Source organism: Actinophytocola sp. (genome assembly GCF_036002505.1).
Classification (GTDB): Bacteria; Actinomycetota; Actinomycetes; order Mycobacteriales; family Pseudonocardiaceae; genus DASYTH01.
In genome coordinates this window covers 33698-39794 of the sequence record NZ_DASYTH010000233.1, presented here as the reverse complement: position 1 = coordinate 39794, position 6097 = coordinate 33698, and the positions used below count along the sequence as shown (strand labels likewise).

The 6097-nt window shown below is 69.4% G+C and carries 7 protein-coding genes; 2 read left to right on the top strand and 5 right to left on the bottom strand.

Going from position 1 to position 6097, the window contains the following annotated elements; translation table 11 throughout:
- The 4 genes from VGR06_RS21310 to VGR06_RS21295 all read right to left on the bottom strand — a co-directional run.
- Window positions 1-1571, bottom strand: a 1571-nt coding sequence (locus tag VGR06_RS21310) for a cytochrome bc complex cytochrome b subunit (RefSeq protein WP_327560878.1), incomplete at its 3' end; no start/stop codon positions are given.
- Window positions 1568-2710, bottom strand: a complete 1143-nt coding sequence (locus VGR06_RS21305; RefSeq protein WP_327560877.1) for a ubiquinol-cytochrome c reductase iron-sulfur subunit — start codon at window positions 2708-2710, stop codon at window positions 1568-1570. The genes VGR06_RS21305 and VGR06_RS21310, both read right to left, overlap by 4 nt.
- The gene (locus tag VGR06_RS21300; RefSeq protein ID WP_327560876.1) at window positions 2707-3507 is read right to left on the bottom strand and encodes a cytochrome c; all 801 of its coding nucleotides are present in this window, start codon (window positions 3505-3507) and stop codon (window positions 2707-2709) included. The genes VGR06_RS21305 and VGR06_RS21300 overlap by 4 nt, the downstream gene beginning before the upstream one ends.
- Before the next feature lie 20 nt (window positions 3508-3527).
- Window positions 3528-4130 (bottom strand): heme-copper oxidase subunit III, encoded by a 603-nt coding sequence (locus VGR06_RS21295; protein WP_327560875.1) that lies wholly within the window; start codon window positions 4128-4130, stop codon window positions 3528-3530.
- A 119-nt stretch (window positions 4131-4249) separates the two neighbouring features.
- Between VGR06_RS21295 and VGR06_RS21290 the strand changes: the two genes are divergently transcribed.
- Window positions 4250-4660 (top strand): hypothetical protein, encoded by a 411-nt coding sequence (locus tag VGR06_RS21290; protein WP_327560874.1) that lies wholly within the window; start codon window positions 4250-4252, stop codon window positions 4658-4660.
- Window position 4661: 1 nt separating this feature from the next.
- The gene (trpD, locus tag VGR06_RS21285; RefSeq protein WP_327560873.1) at window positions 4662-5699 is read left to right on the top strand and encodes an anthranilate phosphoribosyltransferase; all 1038 of its coding nucleotides are present in this window, start codon (window positions 4662-4664) and stop codon (window positions 5697-5699) included.
- On the opposite strand, the gene VGR06_RS21280 is transcribed toward trpD, so the two are convergent.
- On the bottom strand, window positions 5689-6090 hold the full coding sequence (locus tag VGR06_RS21280; RefSeq protein ID WP_327560872.1) for a cytochrome c oxidase subunit 4: 402 nt from the start codon (window positions 6088-6090) through the stop codon (window positions 5689-5691). The two genes, trpD and VGR06_RS21280, sit on opposite strands and share 11 nt — an antisense overlap.
- Between the last annotated feature and the right edge of the window lie 7 nt (window positions 6091-6097).

Below are 6097 nucleotides of genomic sequence, written 5' to 3'. Positions count from 1 at the left end.
GCCAGCGCGGCGGTCTCCTCGGGCGGATCGGGCCGCAGCAGCGAGCCGGCCACCGGCGCGCCCGCCGAGCCGAGCTTGTTCATCTTCTTCGGCACCGGGGTTCCCTGGTACTCCAAGGGAATCGGGTGCCCGTGCTCGTCGACCAGACCGAGCGGCTGGTGGATCTCGATGAACTCGCCGTGCGGCAGGCGCTTGATGATGCCGGTCTCCACGCCGTGCTCGAGCACCGCCCGGTCGGAGCGCTGCAGGCCGAGGCACAGGCGGTAGGTGAGGTAGTACGCGATCGGCGGCAGGATGAGCAGGCCGATCCGGCCCATCCAGGTGGTCGCGTTGAGCGAGATGTGGAACTTGTCGGCCAGCACGTCGTTGGCCGCGGACAGCAGCGAGACCATGAAGTAGGTGATCGCCATGGCGCCGAGGCTGGTGCGCACCGGCACGTCCCGCGGGCGCTGCAGCAGGTTGTGGTGCGCGTAGTCCTTGGTGAACCGTCGCTCGATCCACGGGTAGACCGCGGCGATCGCGGTCAGCATCGGCAGACCCATCATGAACGGGAAGAACGCCGCCGGGATCGTGTAGTTGCCGAGGTAGACCTCCCAGGCCGGCCACAGTCGCAGCAGGCCGTCGGTCCAGCCCATGTACCAGTCCGGCACCGTGCCCGCGGACACGTCGGCCGCGCTGAACGGCCCGAAGTTCCAGATCGGGTTGATCTGGAACAGCCCGCCGAGAATCGCGGTCACGCCGATCACAACCGCGGTGAAGCCGCCGGCCTTCAACGCGAACACCGGCATGATCCGCACGCCGACGACGTTGGTCTCCTTGCGCCGCAGGCCCGGGAACTGGGTGTGCTTCTGGTACCAGACCAGGCCGACATGCACGGCGATCAGCGCCAGCATCAGGCCGGGGATCAGCAGAATGTGCAGCGTGTAGAGCCGCGGGATGATCTCCGTGCCGGGGAACTCGCTGCCGAACAGCAGCCAGTGCGACCAGGTGCCGATCACCGGGATCGACATGATCAGGCTGGAGGTGATGCGCAGTCCGGCGCCGGACAGCAGGTCGTCCGGCAGGGAGTAGCCGAACAGGCCCTCGGTGGCGCCGAGCACGAACAGCAGCACGCCGATGACCCAGTTGACCTCGCGCGGCTTGCGGAACGCCCCGGTGAAGAACGTCCGGAACATGTGCACCACGATCGCGGCCATGAACAGGAGCGCCGACCAGTGGTGCACCTGGCGCACGAACAGGCCGCCGCGCACGTCGAACGTGATGAACAGGGTCGACTCGTAGGCCCGGGTCATCTCCAGGCCGCGGAGGTTCTGGAACACGCCGTTGTAGGTGATCTCGGTCATCGACGGGTCGAAGAACAGCGCGAGGTAGGTGCCGGACAGCAGCAGCACGATGAAGCTGTACAGGGCGATCTCGCCGAGCAGGAACGACCAGTGCGTCGGGAAGACCTTGTTCAGCTGCTTGCGCAGGCCGCCCGCCGGGTGGTAGCGCTCGTCGATCCACGTCCCGGTGCCGGCGGCGAGCCGGCTGGCCATGCTGGTGGGCTTCGTGGGCGTGGTCAATCCACTCATGACTTGCGCTCCCAGAATGCGGGTCCCACCGGTTCTATGAAATCACTCTTCGCATAGAAAACGCCAGTCGCCGGGTCGACGTCGATCGGCAGCTGGGCCAGCTTGCGGGTGGCCGGGCCGAAGATCGGCTTGGCGTACTCGAGCGCGTTGAACTGCGACTGGTGGCACGGGCAGAGGATCCGGTTGGTCCGCTGCTCGAACAGCGAGGTCGGGCAGCCGAGGTGGCTGCAGATCTTGGTGTAGGCGTAGAAGTCGCCGTAGTTGAAGTCCTCCTGGCCCTTGTGCTTGATCACCCGGGCGCCGTCCTCGGGCCGCAGGCGGATCAGCATCACCGGGTTGTCGGCGCGCAGCAGCGCCGCGGAGAGCTTGGCGTGGTCGCCGCGCTCCGACTCGCGGAACGGGAACACCGTCTCCATCGCGCCCGCGTCCAGATCCTCCGGCTTGACCAGCACGATCTCCTCGGCGTCGCCGGTGTCGCGGCGCAGGAAGACCTTCTCGTCGTTGCCCGGTTCGTTGAGCCAGCCGGTGTGCCACAGCCCGTCCGCACTGTCCGAGCGGGCGTGCGGGTTGCGCAGCAGCGCGCCCAGGGTGAACACCCCGAGGCCCAGACCCAGCACCCCGGCCCCGGCGCCGATGCTGCGCGTGATCAGCGAGCGCCGGACGATGGTGCTGCGCTCACCGGAGTCGGCCAGGTGCGCGACGATCGTCTTCTTGTCCAGCTCCGACGACCCGCCGTCGTGCCGGTTCTGCACGGCCAGCTCGTGCGGGATGAACTTCCGGACGTAGAGCAGCACGCCCACGCCCACGGCAAGGATGGCCAGGCCCAGCGTGGCCCCGAGCAGCGGGGTGTACCAGTAGTAGGCCTGGAAGACCCCGTCGAAGCGCGGCGCCTCGTACTTGGCCGGCCAGAAGATGAACACGCCGATGAACGCCAGCCCGGCCAGCGCGGACAGGACGAACCAGAACGCGACCGCCCGCTCCGCGCGCTTCTCCGCCCGGGTCCCCTTGACCGGCCACGGGTTCGGGTACTCGACGAGCTCGACGCCGTCCAGCTTGCCGCCCAGCTTGACCAGGTCGTCCCTGGACATCCCGGCCAGCTCAGCCTCGGTCGGCAGCTCGGGCTTGTCGTCCGTGCTCATGCCTTAGCCCCAATCCACAGCGTGATCCCCAGCAGGGCGGCCATGCCGACGATGAACGCGATGAGTCCTTCGGACTGTGGGCCGAGGCCGCCGATCGAGTTGCCGCCCGGGTTGTTGTTCCCGTTGGTCACCGACTTGACGTAGGCGATGATGTCCTTCTTCTCCTCCGGGTTGAGCTGCCGCTCGGAGAACTTGGGCATGCTCTGCGGGCCGGAGAGCATCGCCGCGTACATCTCCTCCTCGGAGGCGTTGTCCAGCGCGGGCGCGAACTTGCCGGCGGACAGGGCGCCGCCGCGGCCGGTGAAGTTGTGGCACGAGGCGCAGTTGAGCCGGAACAGCTCGCCGCCGCGGGCCGGGTTGTCGCCGACCAGCTGCTCGCCCTTCTCCGCCGGCAGGGTCGGACCGCCGCCGTGGGACTGGACGAACGCCATCAGGTGGTCGATCTCCTCGGCGGTGAGCACCCGGGGCTTGGCATCGACCTGGGCGCCCTGCTGCACCGCGGGCATCCGGCCGGTCGAGGTCTGGAAGTAGACGGCCGCCGAGCCGATGCCGATCAGGCTCGGACCGCGGCCCTGCACACCCTCCAGGTTCGCGCCGTGGCAGCTGATGCAGGTGGTGCTGTAGACGCGCTCGCCGTCGCGCACCGCGGCCGCGTCCGGCTGGGCCTGCGCGGTCTGCGGGTCGGGGCGCACCAGGGAGTACAGCAACCCGGTGCCGAGGAGCGCCAACGCGATGGCCAGCAGGCCGGCGACGCGGCGGTGCAGCTTCGAGCGGCTCCGTAGCCTCTTGCTGATCATCTGTGTGGCAACCCTCGCGCTCACGGGATGAAGTAGATCACTGTGAACAGGCCGATCCAGACGATGTCCACGAAGTGCCAGTAGTACGAGACGACGATCGCGGAGGTGGCCTGGGCCGGCGTGAACTTGCTGAGCTTGGTACGCCACAGCAGGAAGACGAAGGCCACCAGGCCGCCGGTGACGTGCAGCCCGTGGAACCCGGTGGTCAGGTAGAACACGGTGCCGTACGCCGAGGACGGGATCGTGGTGCCCTCGGAGATCAGGCTGCGGTACTCGTTGGCCTGGCCCAGCACGAACGCCGTGCCCATGGCCAGGGTCAGCAGGTACCACCGTCGCAACCCGAACACGTCGCCCTTCTCCGCCGCGAACACACCCATCTGACACGTGAAGGACGAAGCGACCAGGATGATCGTGACAACCAGGGCGTAGGGGCGGTTCAGCTCGGTGGGCTCCGGCGGCCAGTGGTCGGTGGCGTTCTGCGCCTTCACCGTGAAGAACATCGCGAAGAGGCCCGCGAAGAACATCAGCTCACTGGACAGCCAGATGATGGTGCCCACGCTGACCATGTTCGGCCGGTTCAGCGAGTGCACACGCTGGCTGATGGAGGGCGCTGCGGTCGTCACGCGGGCATTATGTCGAACGGGCAGGTCGGTCGCCTGATCGGGTCCACGGCGCGTCGCGGGGGCGTGCTCGATAGCATCAAGCCCGCAACCTGGTCGATTGCCGGAAAGGCGCTCCCACGATGAGCACGCAACCGCTGAAGATCCTTGTCTACAGCCACCGGCCGGAGGTCCGGGAGGCGATTGTCACAGCGGTGGGCCGGCGGCCCGCGGCGGACATCGGGCGGGTCGACTTCGTGGAGGCGGGCACCGTCGCCGAGGTGCTGATGACCATGGACGCCGGCGGGATCGACCTGGCCATCCTGGACGGCGAGGCGCAGCCGACCGGCGGGATCGGGCTGTGCCGCCAGCTCAAGCACGAGATCACCGACTGCGCGCCGATCGTGATCGCGGTGCGGCGCAAGGATGATCGCTGGCTGGCGACCTGGTCCCAGTCGGACGCCGTGATCGTCTTCCCGCTGGACCCGCTGGCCGCCGCGGAGACCGTGGCGGACGTGCTGCGGACCCGCCGGCTGCCCGTGGTGCGGGGTTGACATGCAGACCTGGCCTGGGTTGTTAGGACAGCTCGTGGGGCGGCAGGACCTCGCTCAAGAGGACGCCGCGTGGGCGATGAACGAGATCATGTCGGGCTCGGCGTCCCCGGCACAGATCGGGGCGTTCGCGGTGGCGCTGCGGTCGAAGGGCGAGACCGCGGACGAGATCGCCGGGCTGGCCGAGGCGATGCTGGGGCACGCGCTGCGGGTCGACGTCGAGGGCGCCGCGGCGGACGTGGTCGGGACCGGCGGGGACCAGTCCGGCACGGTCAACATCTCCACGATGAGCGCGCTGGTGGTGGCGGCCGCCGGGGTGCCGGTGGTCAAGCACGGGAACCGGGCGGCGTCCTCGAAGTGCGGGTCCGCCGACGTGCTCGAGGCGCTGGGCGTGACGATCCGCCTGTCGCCGGAGGGCGTGCGGGCGTGCGTCGCCGAACTGGGGATCGGGTTCTGCTTCGCGCAGGCGTTCCACCCGGCGCTGCGGCACGCCGGGCCAGTGCGGGCGGAGATCGGGATTCCGACGGCGTTCAACGTGCTGGGGCCGTTGACGAACCCGGCGCAGCCGACCGCCGGCCTGGTGGGCTGCGGGAACCCGCGGCTGGCGCCGATCATGGCGTCGGTGCTGGCGGGTCGCAGGTTCAGCATGCTGGTGGCGCGGGGCGACGACGGGCTGGACGAGATCACCACGACCACGACCACGACGGTGTGGGTGGTCTCGGGGGGCTCGGTGCGCCCGGACAAGATCGACCCTGGGCGGCTGGGCTTTTCCCTCAACGAGCCGGAAGACCTGCGCGGCGGCGACGCTTCGGCCAACGCGGCGAAGGCCCGCGAGGTGCTCGGCGGCGCGGCCGGTGCGGTGCGGGACACCGTGCTGCTGAACTCGGCGGCGGCGATCGCGGCGTTCCGCGGCCTGTCCGACGACCTGCACGCCGACATCGCGGCGGCGCTGCCGCCGGCGACCGAGGCGATCGACTCCGGCGCGGCGGCGGCGTTGCTCGACCGCTGGGTGGCGCGGACCGCGGAGCTGGCTACTCCGTGACGTTCGGGCGGGTGTGGTACTCGAACACCAGCCCGCCGACGGTGAGCAGGAGCACCACGCCGCCGATGACGATCAGCCAGATCTGCATGAAGGCGAGCGCGACGGCGGTGAGGCCGGCGGACGCGGCGACCCCGGCCGGCCAGTAGCTGCCGGGGCTGAAGAACCCCATCTCGCCGGCGCCGTCGGCGATCTCGGCGTCCGGGTCGTCCTCGGGGCGCTGCTCGGCGCGGCGGGCCACGAAGTGGAAGTACGAGCCGATGATCAGCGACAGGCCGCCGGTGAGGATCAGCGCGACGAGGCCGACCGGCTCCTTGGCCCACGCGCCGTAGACGACGGCGGAGACGAAGAAGAACGCGGTCGTGATGTCGAAGAGCCTGGCCTCGACCTTCATGCTGCGT

What these genes read in the sequence shown, in the direction of transcription:
- VGR06_RS21305 (WP_327560877.1), bottom strand. Translation starts at nt 2,710, where the DNA reads ATGAGCACGGACGACAAGCCCGAGCTGCCGACCGAGGCTGAGCTGGCC.
- VGR06_RS21300 (WP_327560876.1), bottom strand. Translation starts at nt 3,507, where the DNA reads ATGATCAGCAAGAGGCTACGGAGCCGCTCGAAGCTGCACCGCCGCGTC.
- VGR06_RS21290 (WP_327560874.1), top strand. Translation starts at nt 4,250, where the DNA reads ATGAGCACGCAACCGCTGAAGATCCTTGTCTACAGCCACCGGCCGGAG.
- trpD (WP_327560873.1), top strand. Translation starts at nt 4,662, where the DNA reads ATGCAGACCTGGCCTGGGTTGTTAGGACAGCTCGTGGGGCGGCAGGAC.
- VGR06_RS21280 (WP_327560872.1), bottom strand. Translation starts at nt 6,090, where the DNA reads ATGAAGGTCGAGGCCAGGCTCTTCGACATCACGACCGCGTTCTTCTTC.